We start from the raw sequence: 23,608 nt of genomic DNA on the forward strand, positions 1-23,608 counted from the left end.
TCTCGTTCGTGCGGTCGGATTCGTGGTCAGGAGGCGCGTGGGCTCGCCGCCGTCAAACCGGCGGCACCCGGGTCGTCCCGCAGGAGCACGGGACTGCAGTCGTGGGCTTCGGCGATCGCCCGGGTGATCTCGTGCGCGGCACCGACCACGGCCCGCTCGAGCTGCGGTCGCCGCTGGACGAAGCGCGTCGCGGGCACGCTCACGCTCACGGCCGCCACGACGGAACCCAGGTCGTCGCGCACCGGGGCGGCGACGCAGTGCACCTCCGAGACCGTCTCCCCGAGGTCCGCAGCGAAGCCGGCCGAGCGCACACCGGCCAGGGCGTCCAGAAGTGCCTGGGGGTTCGTGGTGGTCGACGGTGTCAGCCGCCGCAACGGGCGCGTGGCCAGATACCGGCGCACCTCGATCTCCTCGAGTTGCGCGAGCAGCACCTTGCCCACCGCCGTGGAATGCGCATCCAGGCGCGTCCCGATCCGCGCACCCTGCACGGTGATGTTGTGATTGCCGAGAATCTTGTCCACATAGAGGACGTTCCATCGATCCATGACCGCGAGATGAGTTGTCTCGCCGCACTTCTCCACCAGGCGCTCGAGGACCGGGGCGGCACAGGACCGGACGTCGACGGTGCCGCGCAGCGTCTCTCCCAGCTCCACGACGCGCCAACCGAGCCGGTAGCGTCCGCGTGCGCGGCACTGGAGCAGCCCCGTGTCGACCAGGCTCGACAGCAGGGCGTGCGCGCTCGATCGGGGAACGTCGATCGCCGCCGCGACCTCGGAGACTCCCCACTCGGGTTGCTGCACCGTGAACAGGTCCAGCACCGGTCCGATCCTCTGCACCGTCTGCAGTGACGCCACGTCCAGGTCCGTCCTTTCGGGTCGCGGCGGAGGCCTCGAATGCGCACCGCCGCCGCCGGATGCTTGTGATCTGGAACACTAGGTCCCCGGATGGCGGGCGAACATGGCTGGGAATGCACAGAAGGATGACTCCACGCGCACCGAGTGCGCACATCCCGTCGCGCGGCCTCGGGAATCGGCGCGAGACGTGCGCACTCGCGGGGCCTCGGCGGTTACGCGCCCAACGACATCCGCAGGTGCGCCACGACGTGCGCGAGGGTCGGGTCGTCGACCTGACCGGCGCGCCGGACGACGCTGACGACCCGCACGGCGCCGGGCGCGGGTATCGCCACCAGGTCCGGTCCCAGCGGCCTGCGGCCCAGTCGCGGCACCAGCGCGGCGGCGAGCCCGGCGCGCACGAAGTCCAGATGGATGTCGAAGTCACTCGACGTGCAGGTGATCCGGGGGCGCAGGCCGTGCCCGGCGAACATGGACATCAGCCATTCGTGGCACAGCGTCCCCTCGCCGGTGGACACCCAGTCCGACGACGAGAGCTGTTGCGGTGAGAGCGTTTCGCCGAGGGCCGGCGGATGGTCCGCGCGCACGATCACGTCGGCGCCGTCGTCGAGCACATGTTCGGCGACGAGGGTGTCGGGCAACACCCGCGGCAGCGACCGCCAGTGGTGCAGCACGGCGACGTCGGCCCGCCCGGTGGCCACCCTCAGGGCAGCGTCGACCGGGTCGGCCTCGACGACCCTGACGGACAGATCCGGCCGGCCCATGGTGGCCGAGGCCAGCGCCGCGGGGATGCCGGCCCGGATCGCCGTCGTGAATGCCGCCACCGTGACCGCGCCGGCGATCCGCGACGATCCCGAGACCCGGAAGAAGGCCGATTCCAGCTGCCCGAGAAGGGGTTCGGCGTCGTCGAGGAGGCGCTGGGCGGCGGGGGTGAGCACCACCCGGCGGCCCGCCGGGGCCGTGAGGGCCGCGCCGAGGCGTCGCTCGAGCCGTTTGACGCGCTGGCTGACGGCGGAGGGCGTGTATCCGAGGGCGCTCGCGGCCTCGGTGACCGTGCCGTGGTCACGCAGCGCACGCAGGGCCACGAGCCCGTCGACGTCGAGCATGTAGCAACATTACACAGAACCCTGCACAAAGCCGTGATGGACGTGCACGTTTCCGCGCGGCACTCTCGATCCTGTCCCGAACGGAAGGGGTTCCCGTGGTTTCTGCCTCCGCTGCGGCCGGGGTGGCCGTGGTCGCGCTGGGCATGGTCCTCACGCCCGGCCCGAACATGATGTACCTGACCTCCCGGTCGCTGGCGCAGGGCCGCCGGGCCGGCCTGGTGTCCCTCGCGGGTGTCGGCGCCGGGTTCCTCTGCTACCTGCTCGCCACTGCGGCCGGGCTCTCCGCCCTGTTCGCCGCGGTCCCCGTCGCCCACGATCTCCTGCGGTTCGCCGGCGCGGGCTATCTCGCGTATCTCGCATGGGGCATCCTGCGTCCCGGCGGCGGTGCACTCTTCGCCCCGGCCCCTGCGACCGAGCACTCGGCGGCGCGACTGTTCGGCATGGGCCTCGCGACGAACGTGCTCAACCCGAAGATCGCCCTGATGTATGCGGCGCTGCTGCCCCAGTTCGTCTCGCCCGTCGCCGGTCCCGAGTGGCGGCAATTACTCGTGCTCGGCGCGGTCCAGATCGGGGTGGCGCTGACGGTGAACGGGTTGATCGTGCTCGGCGCGGCAGCCGTCGCGCGCCGCGTGGCAACGCACCCGCGGGCCGTGCGGGCGCAGCGCCTCGTCACCGGCACGGCCCTCGGGGCCTTCGCCGTGGCGACGGCCTGCAGCCAGGCGCCGCCCGCACGGTCGTAGGGCTCAGGCCTCGAGCACCTGCCCCTTGCGTTCCGGCAGCGTGTAGGCGGCGACGGCGGCGACGGCGAACGCCGCCGCGAACACCCCGAAGACGAGCGGGTTGCCGCCGGCCGTGAGCAGCCCGGGCACCAGCAGCGGCGCCAGGATCGACGCGATGCGCCCGAACGCGGCCGCCGCACCGGTCCCGGCGGCCCGCACCGACGTCGGATACAGTTCCGGACCGATCGCGTACAGCGCGCCCCACGCGCCGAGGTTGAAGAACGACAACGCCATTCCGGCGGCGACGATCCGGGTGGGGGTGTCGGCGAGGCCGAACAGCCCCGCGGCCGCCGCCGAGCCGACGAGGAAACTCGCCAGGGTGGCGCGCCGCCCCCACACCTCGATCAGCCACGCGGCGACCGCGTACCCCGGCAACTGCGCGAGCGTGATGATCAGCGTGTACTCGAAGGACTTCACCAAATCGAAGCCCTGGGTGACCAGCAGGCTGGGCAGCCAGATGAAGGCCCCGTAGTACGAGAGGTTGATGCCGAACCACACCGTCCACAGGGCGACGGTCCGGCGCCGCAGCCGCGACGACCAGATCGACTCGGCCGCCGCCGGGTCGGTGCGCACCGGGCGCGACGTCTCCTCCTGGTCCGGGGGCGCGTCGACGCCGGCGGACGTCTCGAAGGACCGGACGGCCGTCTCGGCCTCGCCGTAGCGGCCACGGCTCTCGAGGTACCGGACGGATTCGGGCAGGCCGAACCGCACGACCACCGCGTACAGGGTGGGGACGATCCCCACGGCCAGCGCCCAGCGCCAGCCGTCGTCGCCGAGCGGGATCACGAAGTAGCCGATGAGGGCGGCGAGGATCCACCCGGCCGCCCAGAACGCCTCGAGCGCCACCACCATGCGGCCGCGCTGCCGACGCGGCGCGTATTCACTGACCAGGGTCGACGCCACCGGAAGTTCGGCCCCGAGACCCAAACCGACGACGAACCGCAGCACGATCAGCACCGCGACGGAGCCGGCGAGCGCGGCGGCACCGGTGGCCAGGCCGTACACCAGTAGTGTCACCGCGAACACCTGGCGCCGGCCGATCCGGTCGGCGAGCAGGCCGCCGAGCGCGGCGCCGACGGCCATCCCGACGAAGCCGATCGAACCGATCCACGACAACTGGGTCGTGCTCAGGCCCCACTGCACCGCCAGGGCGGCCATCACGAACGAGATGAGCCCGACGTCCATGGCGTCGAGCGCCCAGCCCACACCGGAGCCGAGCAGCAGCCTGCCGTGTTTGCGGGTGAACGGGAGCTCGTCGAGCCGCTCGGTGCGCGTGGTCATCGACCGAAAGCTATCACCGCCACCGCGGTGATAGCTGGGCTCGGCCGCCGCGCCGGTTCAGCCGCGGGCGGCGTCCTCGAGCGGCGCGATCTCGATCTTGCGCATCTGCAACATCGCCTCGGTGATGCGCCGTCCCACCTCGGGGTCGGTGTCGGAGAGCAGCTCGTAGAGCCGCCGCGGCACCACCTGCCAGGACAGCCCGAAGCGGTCCTTCAGCCAGCCGCACTGGCTCTCCTCCCCGCCCTCGGTGAGGGCGTTCCAGTAGTGGTCGACCTCGTCCTGGTCGGCGCAGTCGATCTGGAGCGACACCGCCTCGGAGAACGAGAACTCCGGGCCGCCGTTGAACGCGACGTAGCGCTGGCCGTCGAGTTCGAAGTCGACGGCCATGACGGTGCCGGCCGGCTTGGGGCCGGCGTCCTGGTAGTAGGTGGTGCCCAGGATGCGGGAGTCGGGGAACACACTGGTGTAGAACTTGGCCGCGTCCTCGGCCTCGGTGTCGAACCACAGGAACGGGGTGATCTTCGGCATCGTCTTCTCCTTGCTCGGGTGGATGACGGCACTGCCCTCGGTGTCACAGATATCGACCCGAGACGGAACCGGAACTCATCGCGGTCGCGAACCGGTGCATGCCCGGGCGATCATGAACTGGTTTCGATACCCGTCGGAAGGAGACGCTCATGCGGACGTCGGCTCGCATCACCACGGCAGTTCTCGGCGCCACAGTCCTGTCGGCGCTCGCGCCCGGCACGGCCCTCGCCGACACCACCGACGAGGGCTCGAGCGTGATCGGGTCCGTCGAGATCTTCTCCTGGCTGATCGACTTCCTGGCCAGTGCCTTCGGCCTGTCCTGAGCAGGCCACCCGCGTCAGCTGCAACGGATCGTGTCCTCGGTCAGGTCGCGGACCTCCGCGTACCGGGCGCGCACGGCCGGCATCGGGTCGGTCTCGTAACGCTGCACGGCACCACCCTGCCACCGCGGTGGTTCCGCACCGCCGTCGAGCACCCACGCCGCCTGGCGGGCCGCGCCGACGGCGACGTACTCGCCCGGCTCGGGCACCTCGACCGGGACCCCGAGCACGCCGGGCGCGACCTCGCGCAGCGCGCGGGAACGGGCGCCGCCACCGACGAGCAGCACCCGTCGCACCGGCACGCCCTGCGCGGTGATGTGGTCGAGGCCGTCCGCGAGCGAGCACAGCAGCCCCTCCACGGCCGCGCGCGCCAGGTGCTCCCGCGTCGAATTCGTCAGGCGCAGGCCGTGGATCGCGCCGGTCGCGCCGGGGCGGTTGGGGGTGCGCTCGCCCTCGAGGTACGGCACCATCACGAGCCCGCCGGCGCCGGGCGGGGCCGACAACGCGAGCCGTGACAGTTCGTCGTGGTCGACGCCGAGCAGCGCGGCGGTGGCGTCGAGGACCCGCGCCGCGTTGAGGGTGCACACGAGCGGCAGGTGGCGGCCGGTGGCGTCGGCGAAGCCGGCGACCAGCCCGTCGGGGTCGCGGGTGGAGGTGACCGAGACCGCCGAGACCACGCCCGACGTGCCGACGGAGACGATCACGTCGCCCTCGCGCGCACCGAGGGCGAGGGCGGCGGCGGCGTTGTCCCCGGCGCCGGGTCCCAGCGCGGCGCCCCGGCTCGTCTCCCCGACCTGTTCGGCCGGTCCGGCCACCCGGGGCAGCAGGGGCCGCCGGCCGCGCAACGCCAGTTCGAGCAGGTCGGTGCGATAGGCGTCGTCGGCGGCGCTGTAATAGCCGGTGCCGCTGGCGTCGCTGCGGTCGGTGATCAGCGCACCGATGTCCGATCCTCCGGCCAGCCGCCAGGTCAGCCAGTCGTGCGGCAGGCACAGCGCCGCGGTGCGGTCGGCGCGGGCGGGCTCGTGGTCGGCGAGCCAGCGGGCCTTGGCGACGGTGATCGCGGCGAGCGGGACGACGCCGACGGCGTCGGCCCACTTCTGTCCGCCCCCGAGGTCGGCGACGAGGTCGGCGGCGGCCGCGGCCGAGCGGGTGTCGTTCCACAGCAGCGCCGGGCGCACCACCGTCCCGGTCTCGTCGAGGGTCACCAGCCCGTGCTGCTGACCGCCGACCGACACCGCGGCGACGTCGGCGAGCCCGCCGGCGGCGGCGACGGCGCGGTCGAGGGCGTCCGCCCAGGCACGCGGGTCGACCTCGGTGCCGTCGGGGTGCGGGGCGCGGCCCTGCCGCACGATGCGGCCGGTGTGCGCGTCGCAGACGAGCACCTTGCAGGACTGGGTGGACGAGTCGATCCCGGCGACGAGCGTCACCACGGCTCCTTCGGGTCGGCGTCCCGCTCGTCGCGGGTGGGCAGGTCCGCGCCGGCACGCGCGACGGTGCGGGCCGCGGTGAGCGCGGCGACGTCCAGGGCCGTGCGCAGCGCGTCCGGTCCGATTCCGCGCAGGCCCTCGCGGTCGCCGAGCAGCTCCTGGGTCCACAGGGCGTCGAGCAGGCCGGCCATGAACGCGTCGCCGGCGCCGACGGTGTCGACGACCTCGACCGGGTGCGCGGCGACCTCGACGGCGCCGGACCGCGCGACGGCGACGGCACCGCCCGCACCGAGCGTCACCGCGACGAGTGCCGGCCCGAGCGCGAGCCACTCCCGCGCGACGTCGCGGGGGTCGCGGCCGGGGGCGAACCAGCGCAGGTCTTCGTCGCTGGCCTTGACGACGTCGGCGCCCGCGACGAACCGGGTGATGCGGTCGCGGGCGCGCGGGTCGTCGCCGACGAGCGCGGGCCGGACGTTCGGGTCGTAGCTGACGGTCGCGGTGGGCACGTGCCGGTCGAGCAGCGCGGCGACGGCCTCGCAGCCGGGTTCGAGCAGGGCCGCGATGGATCCGGTGTGCACGTGCCGGGCACCGGGCGTGGGACGAGGATCGGGCAGTTGCCATTCCAGGTCGAACTCGTATGTGGCGGAGCCGTTCTCGTCGAGCACGGCGGTCGCGGTCGGGGTGCGCGCCGCGGTGCTGCTGCCGGCGGCGAGCCGCACCTTCGAGGCCGCGAGGTGGCCGACGATACGGCGGCCGCGGTCGTCGTCGCCGATATGGGTGACGAACTCGACGTCGCGGCCGAGCCGGCCGAGGCCGACGGCGACATTGAGCGGGCTGCCGCCGACGTGTTCGACGGGCTCGGCCGCGCCCCGGCGGACGATGTCGACGAGCGCCTCGCCGATCACGAGGACGGGCCCGTTCACGATCCGACCTTGCTGCGCAGGGCTTGCAGGGTGGCGCGGGCCCCGACGCGGTGCAGGGACCCGAGCGCCCACAGGTAGGCCTCGACGAACCGCGGCTGATCGGCGAGATCCCCGAAGACGGACCGGTTCCCGAGGAAGGCGGTCGGCTCCTCGCGCTGGCTGCGGGCGAGGGGCCCGAGGGTGTCGGCGAGCCGGTCGACGACCTCGATGGGGTCGCCGGCCTCGTCGATGCCCTCGGCGTAGCGGGCCCAGCCGGCCACGACGGCGGCGGCCAGGCGCACCGATCCGCCCGTGGCGAGGTTCTCCCGCACCACCGGCAGCAGCCACTTCGGGATGCGGTCGGAGGATTCGGCGCACAGCCGGGCGACGGTGTCGCGGATCTCGGGATTGGCGAAGCGCTCGATCAGGGTGCGCTTGTACTGCGCGAGGTCGATGCCGGGCACGGGCCGCAGGGTGGGGGTGGCCTCGGTGTCCATGTAGTCGAGCAGGAACTCCGCGAACAGAGGGTCCTGGGCGGCCTCGTGCACGTAGCGGTAGCCGCACAGGTGGGCGAAGTAGGCCAGCGCCTGGTGGCTCGCGTTGAGCAGGCGCAGCTTCATCAACTCGTACGGCGCGACGTCGTCGACGAGTTGCACCCCGGCCTCGTCGAAGGCCGGACGGCCGCAGGAGAAGTCGTCCTCGAGCACCCACGAGGTGAACGGTTCGGAGACGACGGGCCAGCGGTCGCGGACGCCGAAGCGGGCGTCGAGTTCCGGGGCGATGTCGTCGGTCGTGACGGGGGTGATGCGGTCGACCATCGAGTTGGGGAACCGGGTGTGCTCGCGCATCCAGCCGGCGAGATCGGGGTCGACGAGTTCGGCGAAGGACGTGAAAGCCCGCCGGGCGACGGTGCCGTTGCCCTCGATGTTGTCGCACGACATGATCGTCGGCGACGGCAGCCCGCGCTCCCGGCGGCGCGCGAGCGCGGCGGTGACCAGGCCGAAGACGGTGGCCGGCGCGTCGGGGTGCTCGAGGTCGCGGCGGACGGCGGGGTCGTCGACGTCGAATTCGCCGGTGTCGTGGCGGATGTTGTAACCGCCCTCGGTGACGGTGAGCGAGACGACGCGGGTGGTGGGTGCGGCGATCAGTTCGATCACCGCCTCGGGATCGTCGGGGGCGTAGCGGTAGTCGACGATCGAACCGATCACCCGCGGTTCCCATTTGCCGTCCGGGTGGCGCAGGATCAGGGTGTAGAGGCCGTCCTGGGACGCGAGGGCGTGGCGCATGCGGCGGTCGCCGGGCATGACGCCGACGCCGCAGATGCCCCAGTTGCGGGCGCCGCGTTCGAGCAGCCGGTCGACGTACATCGCCTGATGGGCACGATGGAATCCGCCGACCCCGAAATGCACGATGCCGACGCCGATGTCGCGGCGCGAGTAGGTCGGGCCAGGGACGGGCAGGGCGTTCAGGGTGTTCTCCCCCAGGTCCACTTCGGGGCTCCTTACGTGTCGTCGCCGGGGTGCACCCGCACGACGGTCTTGATGTTGCCGGGTGTCCGGTCGGATTCGAGTGCTTCGGCCGCCCTCTCGAGCGGGAAGCGGGCGGTGACCATCGCGTCGAGGTCGACGCGGCCGGTGGCGGCGAGGGCGATCGCCGTCGGCCAGGTGTGTGCGTAACGGAAGACGCCGGTGAGGACCAGCTCGCGGTTCTGGATCAGCTGGACCGGCAGGTTCATCGTCTCGGCGCCGGAGCCGACGAGGACGACGGTGCCGGCGGGCCGGACCGCCCGCATCGCGGCGGCGACCGCGGCGGGGGCGCCGGAGGCGTCGATGTAGGCGTCGACGTGCAGGTCGCTGACGTCGTCGGTGCGCGGGTCGAGCGTGGCGGTCGCCCCGAACTTCCGGGCCAGCGCGCGCCGGTCCGCGTCGAGGTCGGTGACGACGATGTCGATGGCGCCGAACGCGCGGGCGACCTGCGCGGTGACGATCCCGATGGGGCCCGCGCCGGTGACCAGGACCCGGGAACCGGCGGTGACGCCCGCCTTGCGGACGGCGGCGATGCCCACGGACAGCGGTTCACAGAGGGCGGCGGCGTCGTCGGAGACGGTGTCGGGCACGGGGTGGGCGAATTCCGCCCCGATGGTGACGTAGTCGCAGAAGGCGCCGTCGACGGGTGGGGTGGCGTAGAACCGCATGTGCGGGCAGAGGTTGTAGCGCCCGCGCCGGGTTTCGTCGGTGGTGGGGTCGGGGCGCTGCGGCTCGATGGACACACGCTGCCCGACCCGGCCGGCGGGGACGCCGGCGCCGACCGCGGCGATCGTGCCGGCGGCCTCGTGGCCGAGGACGAGCGGGGCCTCGACGACGAATTCGCCGATGCGGCCCTCCCGGTAGTAGTGCGTGTCCGATCCGCACACGCCGACGGAGGTGACCCGGACGAGCACGTCGCCGGGTGCGGGTTCGGGGACCGGCCGTTCGCGCATCTCGATCCGTCCGGGTTCGACGAGGACGGCGGCGCGCATGCCGGCCGGGATCGACGGGGGTGTTGTGTGGGTCACATTGCCGATGCTAGCGTACTGAGCAAATGAACGCACCCATGAGCATTTGCTCACGGTGTTCCTCCGAACCAGGAGATGTCGTGACCGTCCCCCACGTGACGAACCAGCCCGCGGCCGCCGCCGCGCCGGAGGAGCTGCGCCTGGCGCTGCGCGCGGCGACGCTGTACTACCTGGACGGCCTCACCCAGGCGGAGGTCGCGACGCGCCTCGGCGTCTCCCGGCCGACCGCGGGACGCCTCGTCGCCCGGGCCCGGGCCCAGGGCCTGGTGCGCATCGAGGTGAACGTGCCGGCCAACCTGCGCGACGACCTGCACGCCGACGAGGAACGCGCCCTCGAGGAGCGCTTCGGCCTGCTCGAGGCCGTCGTCGTCGGCGACGGCGTGGACGCGGCCGGCCCGCTCGACGAGGCCGCCAGCTTCGCGGGCGTCGGACGGGCCGCCGCCGCCCTGATCAGCCGGCGGATCCGCGCGACGGACACCCTCGGATTCACGTGGGGCCCGGAGACCGTGGCCGTCGCGCAGGCCCTGCCGCCGGGCGGGGCGACCTGCGCGACGATCGTCCAGCTCGACGGCGCCGTCACCGCGTCCGACTACCAGACCGGCGCCGAGTACGTGCTCGGACGATGCGCGGAACAGTTGCAGGCCAAGATGGTCCGCCTCCCCGTTCCCCTGTACGCCGACCCCGCGACGGTCGCGTCCATGCGTGCCGACTCGATGATCTCCCGCACCCTGGACATCGGCCGCCGCGCCGACATGATGATGTTCGGCGTGGGGGCGGTGTCCACGTCGACCACCCTGTTCGAGGGCAGCTACCTCGACACCGCCATGCTCGACTCCCTCACCGACCTCGGCGCGGTCGGGGAGATCGCGGGACGGTTCTTCCACGCCGACGGCACGGCCGTCGGCGGGGACCTCGACCGTCGCGCCGTGTCGGTCTCGCTCGACGACATCCGCGCCTGCCCCGGCACGGTCCTCGTCACCGGCGGGGCCGCCAAACACCAGGCCGCGCTCGGGGCGCTGCGCGGCGGCCTGGCCACCATGCTCGTGTGCGACATCGAGTGCGCACGTTGGCTACTCGACCGATAACCCCACCGGAGAGACCGAAGAAGAGGCGACGATCGGTGAACACATCCAGAACGACCACCCGAATGCTGGTGGCCGGAGCGGGGGCGCTCAGCCTCACGCTCACCGGCTGCGCCGGCGCCGGCTCGCTCGGCGCCTCCGACCAGACCGTCACCATCGCGATGGTGTCGAATTCCCAGATGCAGGACGCCCAGCAACTCGCCGCGCAGTTCGAGGCCGAGAACCCGGACATCGACCTGCGGTTCGTCACGCTCTCGGAGAACCAGGCCCGCGCGAAGATCACGGCCTCCACCGCGATGGGCGGCGGCGAGTTCGACGTGGTGATGATCAGCAACTACGAGACCCCGCAGTGGGCGGAGAACGGTTGGCTGACCAACCTCTCCGACTACGCCCGGCAGACGGAGGGCTACGACGAGGACGACTTCATTCCCTCCCTGCGCGAATCGCTGTCCTACGACGGCGACATGTACTCGGTGCCGTTCTACGGCGAGTCCTCGTTCCTGATGTACCGCAAGGACCTGTTCGAGCAGGCCGGCATCGCCCTGTCCCCCACCCCCACATGGGACGAGGTCGCCGCTGCCGCCGCCCGCCTCGACAGCCCCGACACCGCCGGGATCTGCCTGCGCGGCAAGCCCGGCTGGGGTGAGGTGCTCGCCCCGCTGAACACGGTGATCAACACCTTCGGCGGCCGGTGGTACGACGAGAACTGGAACGCGCAGCTCACCAGTCCCGAGGTCGTCGAGGCCGTGCAGTTCTACGTCGACCTGGTGCGCGAGCACGGCCAGCCGGGCGCCGCCACCAGCGGTTTCAGCGAATGCGCCACGCAGCTCGCCCAGGGCCGCGTCGCGATGTGGTACGACTCCACGTCGGCGGTCTCCACCCTCGAGGACCCCGCGTCGAGCAACGTGGTCGGAAAGATCGGGTACGCGCCGGCACCGATCCGGGTCAAGGACGACGCGGGCTGGCTCTACAGCTGGTCGCTCGGCATCCCCGTCGACAGCGACAACGCGGACTCGGCGTGGCGGTTCGTCTCGTGGATGACGAGCAAGGAGTACCTGCGCACCGTCGGCGAGACCCTCGGCTGGGAGCGGGTGCCGCCCGGCAGCCGGCTGTCCACCTACGAGATCCCCGAATACCGTGAGGCCGCAGCCGCTTACGGGCCGCTCACCCTCCGGTCCATCGAGAACGCGACCCCGGACGCCCCGACGGTCGAGCCGGTGCCCTACACCGGCGTCCAGTTCCTGGCCATCCCCGAGTTCCAGGACCTCGGAACCCGCGTGAGCCAGCAGATCAGCGCCGCGATCGCCGGCCAGAAGACCGTCACCGAAGCGCTGGAACAGGCCCAGGAATACGCCGACGTCGTCGGTGCCACCTATCGGGAGGATCAACAATGACAACCGTGGCAGTCGGCGCACCCACCGCCGACGACTCGGAACGCATCCGCCGGGTGCGGGAAGCCAAGAGCGACGCGGTCTCCCGCGCGGAAGGCTGGCGCCGCCGGGGGCCCCTGCTGCCGGCCCTGATCTTCATGATCGTGGTCACGCAGATCCCGTTCGTGTTCACCCTCTACTACTCCACGCAGTCGTGGAACCTGGTGCGCCCGGGCTCGCGCAGCTTCGTGGGCCTGCAGAACTACGCGGACGTCTTCCGCGACAGCCAGTTCCGCGAGGTCGCCGTCAACACCGTGATCCTCATCGTCGGCACCGTGCTGATCTCCGTCGTGCTGGGCCTGCTGCTCGCGCTGCTGCTCGACCGGGTCTTCCTCGGCCGCGGCATCGTCCGCACCCTGCTCATCACGCCGTTCCTGGTCACCCCCGTCGCGGGAGCGCTGATGTGGAAGACCGCGATGTTCGATCCCGTGTTCGGCATCGTCAACTTCGTGCTCTCCCCGTTCGGCGTCGGGCAGATCGACTGGGTCAGCCGCTACCCGCTCGCCGCGGTGATGGCCAACCTGGTGTGGCAGTGGACCCCGTTCATGATGCTGCTCATCCTGGCCGGGCTGCAGTCCATGCCGCGTGACACCCTCGAGGCCGGCCGGGTCGACGGGGCCGGCGCCTTCGCCCTGTTCCGCGAGCTGACGCTGCCGCACCTGCGGCGGTTCATCGAACTCGGCGCCGTGCTCGGCGCGATCCACCTGGTCAACACGTTCGACGCCATCTACATGATGACCCAGGGCGGACCGGGCACCGCCAGCTCCAACCTGCCGTTCTACATCTATCAGCGGGCGTTCCTCGGCTTCGACATCGGCCAGGCCGCCGCCATGGGCGTGGTGGTCGTCGTCGCCACCATCGTCGTGGCCACCGTCGCGCTGCGGCTGATCTTCACATCGTTCACGGGCAAGGAGGAGGCCGCCTGATGAGCACCACCGCCCCCACCACACAGCAGCTCCCCGCACCGGAGACCGTCCCGGCGCGCCCACGGAAACGTAAGCACCGCAAGGCAAATCCATGGGGCGTCGTCGCCTGGATCGCCGCCCTGGGGTTCTTCTTCCCGGTGTTCTGGATGGTGCTCACCGCCTTCAAGCAGGAGGCCGACGCCTACTCCGATCCACCGAAGTTCTTCTTCACACCCACCCTCGACCAGTTCCGCGCGGTGTTCGACACCGGCGTCGGTGTCAGCCTGCTCAACTCGGCGTTCGCCACCGGCGTGTCGACGATCCTCGTCCTGCTGCTCGGCGTGCCCGCCGCGTTCGCCCTGTCGCTGCGGCCGGTGCGCAAGACCAAGGACGCCCTGTTCTTCTTCATCAGCACGAAGATGCTGCCGATCGTCGCCGCGATCATCCCGCTGTACGTGATCGTCGCGAACATCGGTCTGCTCGACAATATTTGGGCCCTGATCATCCTCTACACCGCGATGAACCTGCCGATCGCGGTGTGGATGATGCGCTCGTTCTTCCTCGAGGTGCCGGGCGAGCTGCTCGAGGCGGCGAGCATGGACGGCGCCGGCCTGTGGACGTCGGTGCGGGAGGTGATCCTGCCGCTCGTCTCGCCCGGCATCGCCGCCACCGCCCTGATCTGCGTCATCTTCTCCTGGAACGAATTCTTCTTCGCCGTCAACCTCACGGCGGTGCAGGCGCAGACGATTCCCGTGTTCCTCGTCGGCTTCATCACCGGCGAGGGCCTGTACTGGGCTCGCCTGTCCGCGGCCGCGACGATGGCGGCGCTGCCCGTCGTCCTCGCCGGCTGGGTCGCCCAGAACAAGCTCGTGCGCGGCCTGTCGTTCGGCGCAATCAAGTAACTCTCCCGATCACTTTCGAAGGAATCGTCATGGCCGAGATCACCTACCGCAACGCGTCGTGCATCTACGAGAACTCCGACACCCTCGCCGTCGACTCGCTGAACCTGGACATCCAGGACGGGGAGTTCGTCGTCCTGGTCGGACCGTCCGGCTCCGGCAAGAGCACCGCGCTGCGGATGCTCGCCGGACTCGAGGACATCGACGAGGGCTCGATCAGCATCGGCGGCCGCGACATGGTCGGCGTGCCGTCGAAGGACCGTGACATCGCGATGGTCTTCCAGAACTACGCCCTGTACCCGAACAAGACCGTCGCCGAGAACATGGGCTTCGCACTGAAGATGCGCGGCGTGAGCGCCGACGAACGGCGGCGCAAGGTCGAGCAGGCGGCGAAGCTGCTCGACCTCACCGACTACCTGGACCGCAAGCCCGCCAAGCTCTCCGGCGGCCAGCGGCAGCGCGTCGCGATGGGCCGGGCGATCGTCCGCGAACCGCAGGTGTTCTGCATGGACGAACCGCTGTCCAACCTCGATGCCAAGCTGCGGGTGCAGACCCGCACCCAGATCGCCGCGCTGCAAAGGCGTCTCGGCACCACCACGGTGTACGTCACGCACGACCAGGTCGAGGCGATGACCATGGGCGACCGGGTGGCGGTGCTGCGCGGCGGCACGCTGCAGCAGTTCTCCTCCCCCACCGAGCTGTACGACCGGCCCGCCAACGCGTTCGTCGCCGGGTTCATCGGCTCGCCCGCGATGAACCTGCTCGACGCGCGGATCGTCGACGGCGGCGTGCAGATCGGCAGCACCGTCGTCGACGTCGAACGGGACCGCATCGCCTCGCTGCACCGCGCCGGCCTCGAGACCGTCACCGTCGGGATCCGGCCCGAACAGCTGGAGATCACGGACGGCGACGGCGTCGAGGCCATCGTCGACCTCGTCGAGGAACTCGGCAGCGAGTCGTACGTGTACACCCGCGTCGCGCGCAGCGACACCACCCTCGTCGCGCGGTCGCTCACCCGCACCCCGGCCCGGCTCGCGGACACGATCCGGCTGCGCAAGCGGGAGGGCTCGGTGCACCTGTTCCATCCGGAGACGGGCGAACGCGTCGGCGACTGACCGGCCGGCGGTGAACCTGCGCCGGAACCGGCGGTGAACCTGCGCCGGAACCGGCGGTGAACCTGCGCCGGAACCGGCGGGGGTCGGTACGGTCGGGACGTGCTCTTCTCGACGATCGTCGCCACCTCACGGGCCGTCGGCACCACCCGGTCGCGACGGACCAAGGTGGAAGAACTGCGCAGCCTCCTCGCCATCCTCGACCCCGTGGAGGTCGAGCCCGCGGTGTCGTGGCTGGCGGGCGAGCCCCGCCAGGGCCGCATCGGCGTGGGCTGGCGCACCCTCGCCGGGGCCCGCGTCGACCCGGCCGACGCGCCGTCGCTGACCGTCTCCGACGTCGACCGGGCCTTCACCGAGCTCGCCGGTCTGGCCGGGACCGGATCGACGGGGCGGCGCCGCGAACTGCTCGCCACGCTGCTCGGCGCGGCCACCACCGCCGAACAGGAGTTCCTGGTGCGGCTGCTCACCGGGGATCTGCGGCAGGGCGCGCTCGAGGGCGTGATGACCGACGCGGTGGCCGCCACGGCCGGTCTGCCCGCCGAGACGGTGCGCCGGGCGTTCATGCTCTCCGGGCAACTGTCCGTGACGGCGGCCGCCGCGCTCACCGGCGGCGCCGACGCGCTCACCGCGTTCCGTCTCGAGGTGGGCCGGCCGATCAGGCCGATGCTCGCCTCTCCCGCGCCGTCCCTCGCCGACGCCTACAGCCGGTTCGGCGGCGACGTCAGCGTCGAATACAAGCTCGACGGCGCCCGCATCCAGGTGCACCGCCACGACGAGACGGTGCGGGTGTTCACCCGCACCTTGCGCGAGATCACCGGCAGCGTACCGGAACTCGTCGATCTGGTCGCCGCGCTGCCGTGCACGTCGGTGGTGCTCGACGGCGAGACCCTGGCGCTCGACCCCGAGGGCCGGCCCCGGCCGTTCCAGGAGACCATGAGCCGCTTCGGCGCCGAGTCCGCCCACGATCTGTTGCTGCACCCGTACTTCTTCGACTGCCTGCACCTCGACGGCGTCGACCTGCTCGACGCACCGCTCGCCGAGCGTCTCGACGCCCTGCAGCGGGTCGCCCCCGAGCACCGGATCCCGGGCGTGCTGCAGCCGGACGACGCCGCAGCCAAGGCCCAGTTCGAGGCCGCGCTCGCCGCCGGCCACGAGGGCGTCGTCGTCAAGGACCTCACCGCACCCTACGCGGCGGGCCGGCGTGGCCGCGCCTGGCAGAAGGTCAAGCCGGAGCACACCCTCGACCTGGTGGTGCTCGGCGCCGAGTGGGGCTACGGCCGCCGCACCGGGTACCTGTCCAATCTCCATCTGGGCGCGCGGGACCCGGACGGCGGTGAACCGATCATGGTCGGCAAAACGTTCAAGGGGCTGACCGACGCGCTGCTGCAATGGCAGACCGAGGAATTCCCGCGTCACGAACGCAGCCGCGACGCACACGCGGTGTACCTGCGACCGGAGCTGGTCGTGGAGATCGAACTCGACGGCGTGCAGGTCAGCCCGCGCTACCCCGGCGGGGTGGCGCTGCGATTCGCGCGGGTGGTGCGCTACCGCCCCGACAAGACGGCTGCCGAGGCGGACACGATCGACGCGGTGCGGGCGCTGCTGCCGGCGACGGATTCCGGTTAGCGCCCCGCACTTCCGCCCGATACCGGATGTCGCTCGTGGCCGGTCATGCCCGCCCCTGGGCGAGCGACTCGACCACGGTGGCGAACATGGTGGACTTGATGACACCGAGGGTGCCGGGGTCTTTCCCCACGAGCGGGGTGACGAGCTCGACGGCGGCATCCAGGACGGTACCCTCGCCGGCTGTGCGGTCGACCAGGCCGGCAGCCTCGGCCTCGAGGCCGCCGTAACGGTGCCCGGTGGTCATCGCGGTGACTGCAGTCTGCGGGGTCAGCTTGGCCTGGATCAGGGCGGCCATGCCCGGCGTGAACGGGATGTGGATGTCGACCTCGGGGAAGCAGTAGTAGCCCCGGTCGGCGCGCATCACCCGGTAGTCGTGCGCGATGCCGAGCATGGCGCCCGCCCCGAACGCGTGCCCGACCACCGCGGCGACTGTCGGCAACGGGAAGGTGAGGATGCGGCTGAACAGCGCCTGCACCCGGCCGACGTACCACTGCGCCCGATCACCGTGCGCCGTCAACCATTCCAGGTCCAGGCCGTTGGAGTAGAACTTCCCCGTCGCCGTGGTGACGAGCGCGTGCGCGTTCTGCTGCGCTTCGTCGAGGAGGCGGTCGACGGTGTCGAGCCAGTCCGGGGAGAACCGGTTCTCGTCGTCGCCGAGGTCGAGGACGGCGATCTTGTCCCGGTAGGTCAGAGTGGCAGTCATCGAGAACCTTTCGTGTGGCCGCCGCGCCGGGGCGGCGCCGGCGGAGGATCGAGGGCGAGAACCGCACGGACCGCGGCCTCGAGGCGTTGCCGCAAGGCGGTGTCGGGGACACGCCGACGCCGGAGCAACAGCCCTGTGGGCAGACCGACGACGCAGTCCTCGACGACCGCGACCGCACGCGCGTCGCCGCGGCCCCACAACGTCCGAGTCAGGCGAACGAGCAGCGCGACCAGAACCGAATCGAGCCGGCTCAACTCTGCGGCGACATCCTCCGGCAGGTCGGACCCGAGCAACTCGTCGCGCCGGACGGTGAGCAGAAGACGCGAGGACTCGGGGAAGCGGGCGGCGAACGCCGCCGGGGTATCGGCAGCTGCGACGACGGCGTCGACCCCGACGGCCCAGCCCGGCGCCGAGGCGGAGCCGAGAACCTCGTCGACCGCCGCGTGTTGCAGGTCGAGGAAGCGGTGGGCCGCGCGCAACCAGGCCCGGCCGACCAGCCCGCCTCGTGAGCCGAACGCGTGATACAGAGCGCCGTTCGACATCCCCGTGGCCGCGGCGACCGCACGCAGCGTCACCGCACTCGCGCCACCCTCCACCACCAGACTTTCGGTGGTGTCGAGAACCTCGTCGAGGTCATGGATGCGGGGGCGGGGCACAGCGGGACCATAACAGAACATGCGCTCTATTACTAGGCGGTAACCGCGGGGTGGCGATCGGCTGCGCTGCCGAACCGCGGCCGGCCGTGCCGCGTCGCGTCGCGGACGGAGGCCCCCGTTTCGCTGTCGGTGAATACCCCGGCCCCGGCGCCGGCATCGTGCGAGACTTCGGGGCATGTCAGCAGCGGACCGGCCCGCCGTCGCGGATCTCGACGCCCGGCGCCGACAGCACCGTGCCAAGCGGCCGCGGCCCGAGCGCCTGCTGCGCGAGGTCTACGGGGAGATCCTGCGCGACGAACGCCGGGATCAGGACCGCAGCCTCGCCGACGTCGCGGCCGCGGTCGGCATGTCCAAGCAGTACCTGTCCGAGATCGAGCGCGGCCGCAAGGAGCCGTCGTCGGAGGTGCTGCGCTCGGTGTGCGGCGCGCTGCACCTGCCCGTCGAGCACCTGCTCTCGCGCGGGATCCGGCGGTTGACCGCCGCGCGAGTGAACGCGCAGGTCGAGCGGGTGCGCGACCCGCGCGTGGAGCTGTGCGCCGCCTGAGCCCCGGTCCCGCTGAGCGGAACCCGTGGTATCGCCCGTCGCTTCGGGGCTGGAGAATCCGCGTCCGACCCGACGATCCCCCCACTGCCGAGGAGACGAGCATGGATGCCGCCGGCCGTTTCGAGAACAAGGTCGCCTTCGTCACCGGCGCAGCCCGCGGCCAGGGCCGCGCCGAGGCGGTGCAGTTCGCCCGGGAGGGCGCCGACATCATCGCGATCGACGCGTGCATCGATTTCGCCTCGACCGCCTACCCGGGCGCCACGGAGGAGGATCTCGCGGAGACCGTGCGGCTGGTCGAGACGACCGGGCGTCGCATCGTCGCCACGACCGCGGACGTGAGGGACTTCGACGCGCTCTCGCGGGCACTCGCCGACGGCGTGGACCGGCTCGGCCGGCTCGACGTGGTCGTCGCCAACGCCGGCATCTGCTCGGGCGCGCTGTCGTGGGAGATCACCCTCGAGCAGTGGCGCGAAACGGTGGACGTCAACCTCACCGGAGTGTTCCACACCGCGAAGGCCGCCGTGCCCTACCTGATCGAGCAGGGCGAGGGCGGCGCGGTCGTCTTCACCAGTTCCGTCTCGGGTCTCAAGGGCACCCCGTTCACCGGCCACTACGTCGCGACGAAGCACGGCATCACCGGACTGGCGAAGACGATGGCGAACGAACTCGGCGAGCACCGGATCCGGGTCAACACCGTCCACCCGGCCGGGGTGGAGACCGGCATGAAGGTCAGCGACCTGCACCCGCTGATCGCGAAGTACGCGACCACTCTCGGCCCGATCTACATGAACTCCCTGCCGTACGAGATCCTGCAGCCCGAGGACGTCGCGGCCGTCGTCGCGTGGGTGTGCTCGGACGAGGCGAAGTACATCACCGGCGCGCAGATCCCGGTCGACCTGGGGAACCTGATCCGCTGAGCGCCCCCACCCAACGTGGCCGAATGTCACACCGCTTCGATCCGAGCGAACGCATGTCACATTCGGCCACCCGAAGGGGGGAGTGCACCCTGCGGCCCGGCCACTACGGCTCGCGGTCGACGATCAGCTCGTCGGCGAGCCCGTAGTCGATGGCCTCCTGCGCGGTGAAGACGCGGTCCCGATCGGTGTCCTTGCGCAGGCGCGCCGGGTCCTGACCGGTGTGCTCGGCAAGGATCTCCTCGGTCTGCGCGCGGATCCGCAACACCTCTGCGGCCTGGAGCGACAGGTCCGAGATCGTGCCCTGCCCCTGCGTCGACGGCTGGTGCAGCAGCACCCGCGAGTGGGCGAGCACGAAGCGCCGGCCCGGTGCTCCGGCCGCGAGCAGCACCGCCGCCGCGGACGCGGCCTGACCCATGCAGTACGTGGCGACGGGCGGCCGCAGGAACCGCATCGTGTCGTACACGGCCATCATCGCGGTGCTCGACCCACCGGGCGAATTGATGTAGAGGCCGATCTCCCGATCGGGCGACTCGGCTTCGAGGTGCAGCAGCTGGGCCATCACGACGTTCGCGACGCCGTCGTCGATCTCCGTGCCCAGAAAGATGATTCGCTCGTTCAGCAGCCTGCTGAACACGTCGAAGGACCGCTCCCCCGCCGGCGTCCGTTCGATCACGTGCGGAATCGTGTACTGGGACATGATCACAACCCCATCCGGCGACCGGCCGCGAACGGGGCGAGCTGACCGAACGAGTCGACCACTGCGTCGACGATGCCGTACTCGCGGGCCTGCTCGGGCGTGAACCACCGGTCCCGGTCGCTGTCGGCGGCGATCTGCTCCACCGGGCGCCCGGTCTCGGCCGCCAGGATCTCCTCGGACTGGCGCTTCATGTATTCCCAGTTGTCGGCCTGGATGGCGATGTCGATCGCGGTGCCGCCGATCCCCGCCGACGGCTGATGCATCATGATGCGACTGTGCGCCAAGGCGATCCGCTTGCCGTGCGTGCCGGCGGCGAGCAGCACCTGCCCCATGCTCGCGGCGAACCCGAGAGCCACGGTGACCACGTCGTTCGGAATCAGCTTCATGGTGTCGTAGATCGCGAGCCCGGCGAGGACCGATCCGCCCGGCGAGTTGATGTAGACGACCACGTCGCGTTCGGTGTCGGCCGTGGCGAGCAGGACGAGTTCGGAGCAGACCCGTTCGGCCGTGTCGTCGTTCACCTCCCCGGTCAGCAGCACCGTGCGGTGCTGGAAGAGCCGGTCGGCGAGTTGGTCGCGGTAGTTCAGCGGTGGTGTGGTGATCATGACCGTCATCCTGGCGCCGGCTCCGCGCGCCGGGGCGCTTCGTCTGCCGACGGCAGACACAGGTGATGTTGCAGGGGCGCGACCGGCGGATACGCTCCGGAGGTGACCTGGTCCCTGGAGTTGGTGCCCACCGCCGTCGGGGTGGCACTGCTCGTCGGGACGACGACCGCGGTGCTGTGGGGCTACCGCGCCCCGCATCAGTTCGCGCCGGCGATCGCGGTGCTGCGGGGCGCCGTGCAACTGGCCCTGATCAGCGTGGTGCTGTCCGGGGTGATCACGAATCCGATCTGGGTGGGCGCCGCCCTGCTCGTCATGTTCACCGTGGCGGCTCTCACCGCATCGCGCCGGATCGGCTGGAGCCCGGGACACGTGGCCCTCGTATCCGGTGCGATGGCGCTCGGGATCGCCGTGACGCTCACGATCGTCTTCGTCACCGGCGCCATCGAGTTCTCCCCGCGGTACGTCCTGGCCATCGGCGGCATCGTCGTCGGCAACGCCATGACGATCGCGACCCTCGCCGGGCGGCGCTTCACGGAACTGACCGGGGACAACTGGGACACCGTCGAGGGCTGGCTCGCGCTCGGTGCGACGCCGCGGCAGTCCACCCGCGAGCTCACGCGCCTGGCCGTCCACTCGGCGCTGATCCCGTCGACCGACCAGACCAAGACCACCGGGCTGGTGACGCTGCCGGGCGCCTTCGTCGGCGCGATCTTCGGGGGTGTGTCCCCGCTCGAGGCCGGACGCTTCCAGATCGTGGTGCTCGCCGCGATCATGGCCGCCGGAACGATCACCGCCGTCGTCCTCGTCTCCGGTCTGGCACCGGTCCGTACCCGGCCCGGCCTGCCGGACTGATCTCCGCTGCGCCCCGGACCGGGAGGCCGGGGGGCGTAGGATCGCAGGCAACCACTCGGTGCACGTTCGGTCGCCGCAGGGAGCGAGGATGGGCCCGTCGACGGTGCTCGACCACGCGCGGGCAGCGTTCCACGCGCGGGACTGGACGCGGGCGTTCGACGCGTTCCGCGCCGCCGACGCGCACGAGCCCCTCACCGCCGACGACCTCGACCTGTTCGCACGGTCGGCGTATCTGGTCGGCCGGGACGACGACTGCGCGACGCTGTACGAACGTGCGTTCTCGGCCCATCTCGACGCCGACGACCCCGAGCGGGCCGGACGCAGTGCCTTCTGGCTCTGCTTCCTGCTGATGAACCGTGGTGAGGTGGCGCGCGCCGGCGGCTGGCTCGCCCGGGCCCAGCACCTGAGCGAGCCCGGACGCCCGGACTGCGCGACGCGCGGCTTCCTGCTGCTGCCGGCGGCGGTGCAGGACATGCATGCGAACCGCCCGGCCGACGCCCTGCCCGCGTTCACCGCCGCCCAGGAAATCGGCCGGTCCTGCGGCGACGCCGACCTCGTCGCGCTGAGCACCCTCGGCATCGGGCAGTGCCGCATCCTGCTCGGCGACGTCACCGGCGGTCTCGGCACGCTGGACGAGGTGATGGTCGGCGTGACCCTCGAAGAGGTCTCGCCGGTCGTGGCCGGCCTGGTGTACTGCGCGGTGATCGAGGCCTGCCAGGACACGTTCCAGCTGCAGCGGGCCAGGGAATGGACGCGGGCACTCGGCCGCTGGTGCGACGCCCAGCCCGGCCTCGTCCCGTTCCGTGGACAGTGCCTCGTACACCGCGCGGAGATCCTACAACTGGAGGGCGCCTGGACGGAGGCCATGGACCTGGCCCGGCTCGCCTTCCGTCGGCTGTCGGACCCACCGGGGCAACCGGCCGTCGGCATGGCCCTGTACGAACAGGGTGAACTGCACCGGCTGCGCGGCGAGTTCGACGAGGCCGAGGACGCCTACCGCCGCGCGGGCCGGCTGGGCCGCGAGATCCAACCGGGCATGGCGCTGTTGCGTCTGCGTCAGGGCGACCCCGACGCGGCGCTCGCCGGGATCCGGCGGGCGCTCGGCGAATCGCTTCCCCTCTATCGTCCGCGGCTGCTGGCGGGCCACGTGGAGGTCGCGCTCGCCGTCGGCGACGTCGCGGCCGCGCGCCGCAGCGCCGACGAACTCGCGGCGCTGGCCCGCGAACAGGACGCTCCGGCGTTGAGCGCGATCGCCGAGCAGGTCACCGGGGCCGTCCTGCTCGCCGAGGGCGCACCGCGCGCCGCCCTCGACCGGCTGCGCCGCTCGTGCGGGCTCTGGCGCGGGTTCGAGGCGCCCTACGAGTGCGCGCGGGTGCGGGTGCTGCAGGGCCGCTGCTGTGATGCGCTCGGCGATGCCGAGTCGGCGCGGCTCGAGTACGAGGCCGCGGCGGCGACGTTCCGGGACCTGCACGCCGAGCCGGACCTGCGGGACCTCGCGCGAGTGCCGACGCGGCCGGCCGCGCGGGGCCGGCTGACCCCGCGCGAGGTCGAAGTGCTGCGGGCCGTCGCCACCGGGAAGACCAACCGGGCCGTGGCCCGTGAACTCGTGTTGAGCGAGAAGACCGTGGCGCGGCACCTGAGCAACATCTTCACCAAGCTCGACGTGTCGTCCCGGGCGGCCGCGACGGCATACGCGTACGAGCACCACCTGCTCTGAGCTGCACAGAATTACCCATCCGGGTTCTCGGGCCGGCTACATAGTTCGCCCGACGCGGCCGATGCCGGCGGCGCCTAACGTCGTCCGTCCAGACCCCTCGAGCCAGGAGTTCCCC

General features: G+C 71.6%; 24 protein-coding genes. 12 read left to right on the top strand and 12 right to left on the bottom strand.

Annotation, left to right across the window (positions count from 1 at the left end; all coding sequences use genetic code 11):
* Positions 1-26 precede the first annotated feature (26 nt).
* Both OCS65_RS20855 and OCS65_RS20860 read right to left on the bottom strand, forming a co-directional pair.
* Positions 27-854 (bottom strand): IclR family transcriptional regulator, encoded by an 828-nt coding sequence (locus OCS65_RS20855; protein ID WP_065922837.1) that lies wholly within the window; start codon positions 852-854, stop codon positions 27-29.
* 212 nt (positions 855-1,066) lie between these two features.
* Positions 1,067-1,957, bottom strand: coding sequence for a LysR family transcriptional regulator (locus tag OCS65_RS20860; RefSeq protein WP_029542302.1), 891 nt, complete (start codon positions 1,955-1,957; stop codon positions 1,067-1,069).
* 95 nt (positions 1,958-2,052) lie between these two features.
* On the opposite strand from OCS65_RS20860, the gene OCS65_RS20865 reads away from it, so the two are divergent.
* Positions 2,053-2,697, top strand: a complete 645-nt coding sequence (locus OCS65_RS20865; protein WP_065922838.1) for a LysE family translocator — start codon at positions 2,053-2,055, stop codon at positions 2,695-2,697.
* Positions 2,698-2,700: 3 nt separating this feature from the next.
* On the opposite strand, the gene OCS65_RS20870 is transcribed toward OCS65_RS20865, so the two are convergent.
* Both OCS65_RS20870 and OCS65_RS20875 read right to left on the bottom strand, forming a co-directional pair.
* Complete coding sequence (locus OCS65_RS20870; protein WP_065922839.1) at positions 2,701-4,017, bottom strand: MFS transporter; 1,317 nt, start codon at positions 4,015-4,017, stop codon at positions 2,701-2,703.
* 57 nt (positions 4,018-4,074) lie between these two features.
* Complete coding sequence (locus tag OCS65_RS20875; protein WP_043799220.1) at positions 4,075-4,545, bottom strand: VOC family protein; 471 nt, start codon at positions 4,543-4,545, stop codon at positions 4,075-4,077.
* A 149-nt stretch (positions 4,546-4,694) separates the two neighbouring features.
* Here OCS65_RS20875 and OCS65_RS20880 point away from each other — a divergent pair, with 149 nt between their 5' ends.
* A complete protein-coding gene (locus OCS65_RS20880; protein WP_006933860.1) occupies positions 4,695-4,868 on the top strand; it encodes a hypothetical protein in 174 nt (57 codons plus the stop codon).
* Between the two features lie 14 nt (positions 4,869-4,882).
* Here OCS65_RS20880 and xylB read toward each other — a convergent pair whose 3' ends face one another.
* Genes xylB through OCS65_RS20900 form a run of 4 tightly spaced genes read right to left on the bottom strand, consistent with a single transcriptional unit; the run spans position 4,883 to position 9,712 of the window.
* A complete protein-coding gene (gene xylB, locus OCS65_RS20885) occupies positions 4,883-6,292 on the bottom strand; it encodes a xylulokinase (protein WP_006933858.1) in 1,410 nt (469 codons plus the stop codon).
* Complete coding sequence (locus OCS65_RS20890) at positions 6,289-7,215, bottom strand: carbohydrate kinase family protein (RefSeq protein WP_006933855.1); 927 nt, start codon at positions 7,213-7,215, stop codon at positions 6,289-6,291. The genes xylB and OCS65_RS20890 overlap by 4 nt, the downstream gene beginning before the upstream one ends.
* Positions 7,212-8,684: a mannitol dehydrogenase family protein gene (locus OCS65_RS20895; RefSeq protein ID WP_006933853.1), complete on the bottom strand. Its 1,473-nt coding sequence runs from the start codon at positions 8,682-8,684 to the stop codon at positions 7,212-7,214. Before OCS65_RS20895 ends, OCS65_RS20890 begins: the two co-directional genes overlap by 4 nt.
* An 11-nt stretch (positions 8,685-8,695) precedes the next feature.
* Complete coding sequence (locus OCS65_RS20900; protein WP_006933851.1) at positions 8,696-9,712, bottom strand: NAD(P)-dependent alcohol dehydrogenase; 1,017 nt, start codon at positions 9,710-9,712, stop codon at positions 8,696-8,698.
* A 116-nt stretch (positions 9,713-9,828) separates the two neighbouring features.
* On the opposite strand from OCS65_RS20900, the gene OCS65_RS20905 reads away from it, so the two are divergent.
* From OCS65_RS20905 to OCS65_RS20930, 6 genes are all read left to right on the top strand, one after another.
* Positions 9,829-10,833 (top strand): sugar-binding transcriptional regulator, encoded by a 1,005-nt coding sequence (locus OCS65_RS20905; protein WP_006933848.1) that lies wholly within the window; start codon positions 9,829-9,831, stop codon positions 10,831-10,833.
* A gap of 62 nt (positions 10,834-10,895) precedes the next feature.
* The gene (locus OCS65_RS20910) at positions 10,896-12,224 is read left to right on the top strand and encodes an ABC transporter substrate-binding protein (RefSeq protein ID WP_006933846.1); all 1,329 of its coding nucleotides are present in this window, start codon (positions 10,896-10,898) and stop codon (positions 12,222-12,224) included.
* Positions 12,221-13,186, top strand: a complete 966-nt coding sequence (locus tag OCS65_RS20915; RefSeq protein WP_006933844.1) for a carbohydrate ABC transporter permease — start codon at positions 12,221-12,223, stop codon at positions 13,184-13,186. The genes OCS65_RS20910 and OCS65_RS20915 overlap by 4 nt, the downstream gene beginning before the upstream one ends.
* Entirely contained in the window at positions 13,186-14,067 is an 882-nt protein-coding gene (locus OCS65_RS20920; protein WP_006933843.1) for a carbohydrate ABC transporter permease, read from the top strand. The genes OCS65_RS20915 and OCS65_RS20920 overlap by 1 nt, the downstream gene beginning before the upstream one ends.
* A gap of 29 nt (positions 14,068-14,096) precedes the next feature.
* Complete coding sequence (locus tag OCS65_RS20925; RefSeq protein WP_006933842.1) at positions 14,097-15,179, top strand: ABC transporter ATP-binding protein; 1,083 nt, start codon at positions 14,097-14,099, stop codon at positions 15,177-15,179.
* A gap of 99 nt (positions 15,180-15,278) precedes the next feature.
* Positions 15,279-16,802, top strand: a complete 1,524-nt coding sequence (locus OCS65_RS20930; protein ID WP_065922840.1) for an ATP-dependent DNA ligase — start codon at positions 15,279-15,281, stop codon at positions 16,800-16,802.
* Positions 16,803-16,845: 43 nt separating this feature from the next.
* Here the strand turns inward: OCS65_RS20930 and OCS65_RS20935 are convergent, their stop codons facing one another.
* A complete protein-coding gene (locus OCS65_RS20935) occupies positions 16,846-17,505 on the bottom strand; it encodes an enoyl-CoA hydratase-related protein (RefSeq protein ID WP_006948048.1) in 660 nt (219 codons plus the stop codon).
* Positions 17,502-18,161 (bottom strand): TetR family transcriptional regulator, encoded by a 660-nt coding sequence (locus OCS65_RS20940; protein WP_006948046.1) that lies wholly within the window; start codon positions 18,159-18,161, stop codon positions 17,502-17,504. The genes OCS65_RS20935 and OCS65_RS20940 overlap by 4 nt, the downstream gene beginning before the upstream one ends.
* Positions 18,162-18,336: 175 nt before the next feature.
* Here OCS65_RS20940 and OCS65_RS20945 point away from each other — a divergent pair, with 175 nt between their 5' ends.
* Together OCS65_RS20945 and OCS65_RS20950 are read left to right on the top strand one after the other, a co-directional pair.
* Complete coding sequence (locus tag OCS65_RS20945; RefSeq protein WP_050034842.1) at positions 18,337-18,705, top strand: helix-turn-helix domain-containing protein; 369 nt, start codon at positions 18,337-18,339, stop codon at positions 18,703-18,705.
* Positions 18,706-18,806: 101 nt separating this feature from the next.
* The gene (locus OCS65_RS20950; RefSeq protein ID WP_006948042.1) at positions 18,807-19,622 is read left to right on the top strand and encodes a mycofactocin-coupled SDR family oxidoreductase; all 816 of its coding nucleotides are present in this window, start codon (positions 18,807-18,809) and stop codon (positions 19,620-19,622) included.
* 103 nt (positions 19,623-19,725) lie between these two features.
* Here OCS65_RS20950 and OCS65_RS20955 read toward each other — a convergent pair whose 3' ends face one another.
* On the bottom strand, positions 19,726-20,319 hold the full coding sequence (locus OCS65_RS20955; protein WP_029542284.1) for an ATP-dependent Clp protease proteolytic subunit: 594 nt from the start codon (positions 20,317-20,319) through the stop codon (positions 19,726-19,728).
* A 2-nt stretch (positions 20,320-20,321) separates the two neighbouring features.
* Positions 20,322-20,924 (bottom strand): ClpP family protease, encoded by a 603-nt coding sequence (locus OCS65_RS20960; RefSeq protein ID WP_029542283.1) that lies wholly within the window; start codon positions 20,922-20,924, stop codon positions 20,322-20,324.
* Between the two features lie 102 nt (positions 20,925-21,026).
* Between OCS65_RS20960 and OCS65_RS20965 the strand changes: the two genes are divergently transcribed.
* Together OCS65_RS20965 and OCS65_RS20970 are read left to right on the top strand one after the other, a co-directional pair.
* Entirely contained in the window at positions 21,027-21,776 is a 750-nt protein-coding gene (locus OCS65_RS20965; protein ID WP_043799209.1) for an ABC transporter permease, read from the top strand.
* An 88-nt stretch (positions 21,777-21,864) separates the two neighbouring features.
* Positions 21,865-23,493: a LuxR family transcriptional regulator gene (locus tag OCS65_RS20970; protein ID WP_006948036.1), complete on the top strand. Its 1,629-nt coding sequence runs from the start codon at positions 21,865-21,867 to the stop codon at positions 23,491-23,493.
* Positions 23,494-23,608: the final 115 nt, after the last annotated feature.

Origin of the sequence: Rhodococcus aetherivorans (assembly GCF_025722975.1) — a bacterium.
GTDB lineage: Bacteria > Actinomycetota > Actinomycetes > Mycobacteriales > Mycobacteriaceae > Rhodococcus > Rhodococcus aetherivorans.

Excerpts from the sequence above, each read along its gene's own strand:
- OCS65_RS20900 (WP_006933851.1), bottom strand. The coding sequence starts at position 9,712 with ATGCGCGCCGCCGTCCTCGTCGAACCCGGACGGATCGAGATGCGCGAA.
- OCS65_RS20875 (WP_043799220.1), bottom strand. The coding sequence starts at position 4,545 with ATGCCGAAGATCACCCCGTTCCTGTGGTTCGACACCGAGGCCGAGGAC.
- OCS65_RS20960 (WP_029542283.1), bottom strand. The coding sequence starts at position 20,924 with ATGATCACCACACCACCGCTGAACTACCGCGACCAACTCGCCGACCGG.
- OCS65_RS20935 (WP_006948048.1), bottom strand. The coding sequence starts at position 17,505 with ATGACTGCCACTCTGACCTACCGGGACAAGATCGCCGTCCTCGACCTC.
- OCS65_RS20920 (WP_006933843.1), top strand. The coding sequence starts at position 13,186 with ATGAGCACCACCGCCCCCACCACACAGCAGCTCCCCGCACCGGAGACC.
- OCS65_RS20925 (WP_006933842.1), top strand. The coding sequence starts at position 14,097 with ATGGCCGAGATCACCTACCGCAACGCGTCGTGCATCTACGAGAACTCC.
- OCS65_RS20870 (WP_065922839.1), bottom strand. The coding sequence starts at position 4,017 with ATGACCACGCGCACCGAGCGGCTCGACGAGCTCCCGTTCACCCGCAAA.
- OCS65_RS20910 (WP_006933846.1), top strand. The coding sequence starts at position 10,896 with ATGCTGGTGGCCGGAGCGGGGGCGCTCAGCCTCACGCTCACCGGCTGC.
- OCS65_RS20915 (WP_006933844.1), top strand. The coding sequence starts at position 12,221 with ATGACAACCGTGGCAGTCGGCGCACCCACCGCCGACGACTCGGAACGC.
- OCS65_RS20945 (WP_050034842.1), top strand. The coding sequence starts at position 18,337 with ATGTCAGCAGCGGACCGGCCCGCCGTCGCGGATCTCGACGCCCGGCGC.
- OCS65_RS20950 (WP_006948042.1), top strand. The coding sequence starts at position 18,807 with ATGGATGCCGCCGGCCGTTTCGAGAACAAGGTCGCCTTCGTCACCGGC.
- OCS65_RS20970 (WP_006948036.1), top strand. The coding sequence starts at position 21,865 with ATGGGCCCGTCGACGGTGCTCGACCACGCGCGGGCAGCGTTCCACGCG.
- OCS65_RS20860 (WP_029542302.1), bottom strand. The coding sequence starts at position 1,957 with ATGCTCGACGTCGACGGGCTCGTGGCCCTGCGTGCGCTGCGTGACCAC.
- OCS65_RS20955 (WP_029542284.1), bottom strand. The coding sequence starts at position 20,319 with ATGTCCCAGTACACGATTCCGCACGTGATCGAACGGACGCCGGCGGGG.
- OCS65_RS20880 (WP_006933860.1), top strand. The coding sequence starts at position 4,695 with ATGCGGACGTCGGCTCGCATCACCACGGCAGTTCTCGGCGCCACAGTC.